At 62.2% G+C, this 1,018-nt stretch carries 1 pseudogene; it reads left to right on the forward strand.

What is annotated here, in order from left to right:
* Nucleotides 1–943: pseudogene (locus AX681_RS12065) on the forward strand (IS3 family transposase); the annotation flags it as partial.
* Between the last annotated feature and the right edge of the window lie 75 nt (nt 944–1,018).

Raw genomic sequence — 1,018 nt, forward strand, 5'->3', positions numbered from 1 at the left:
GAACCGTCGAGCAGTCGCACCTGTCGGCCAAGCGCACGCTGGACCAACTCGGCATCCCTCGTCGGACATTCTACCGCTGGTATGATCGCTACCTCGAAGGCGGGCCGGAGGCGTTGGAAGATCGGCCATCGGCGCCGAGCCGGGTGTGGACCGCATCCCGGCGGGCATCCACGACCAGATCATCGAGCTGGCGCTGGAACAGTCTGAGCTGAGCCCCCGGGAACTGGCCGTGCGCTTCACCGATGGGCAGCGCTACTTCGTGTCGGAATCCACGGTTTACCGCCTGTTGAAGGCCCACGACCTGATCACCAGCCCGGCCTATGTCGTGATCAAGGCTGCCGATCAGTTCCACACGAAAACCACGCGGCCGAACGAGATGTGGCAGACCGACTTCACCTACTTCAAGATCATCGGGTGGGGCTGGATGTATCTGTCGACCGTGCTCGACGACTTCTCGCGCTACATCATCGCCTGGAAGCTGTGCACCAACATGCGAGCCGAGGACGTCACCGACACGCTGGACCTCGCCCTGGCGGCTTCTGGTTGCGACAGCGCCACGGTGCTGCACAAACCCCGGCTACTCAGCGATAATGGCCCCAGCTACATCGCGGGTGAGCTGGCGGAATACATCGAGGCCCGGAAGATGAGCCATGTCCGCGGCGCCCCGTGTCATCCCCAAACCCAGGGCAAGATCGAGCGCTGGCACCAGACCCTGAAAAACCGCATCTTGCTGGAAAACTACTTCCTGCCCGGCGACCTCGAAGCCCACATCGAGGCCTTCGTCGAGCACTACAATCACCAGCGATACCACGAGAGCCTGGCCAACGTGACGCCTGCCGACGCCTACTTCGGCAGGGCTCCGGCAATCATCAAACTGCGCGAAAGGATCAAGCGACAGACCATCGAACATCGGCGCTTGCAGCACCGCAAGTTCGCCGCCTAACATCAACCCCCTGACGAGGTCCGCACTCCGCTAATCTACGCCGCGAGTTGTGCCGAATGTTCTGACGACGGACAG

Origin of the sequence: Sphingomonas sp. CCH9-E2 (assembly GCF_001557215.1) — a bacterium.
Lineage (GTDB): Bacteria > Pseudomonadota > Alphaproteobacteria > Sphingomonadales > Sphingomonadaceae > Sphingomonas.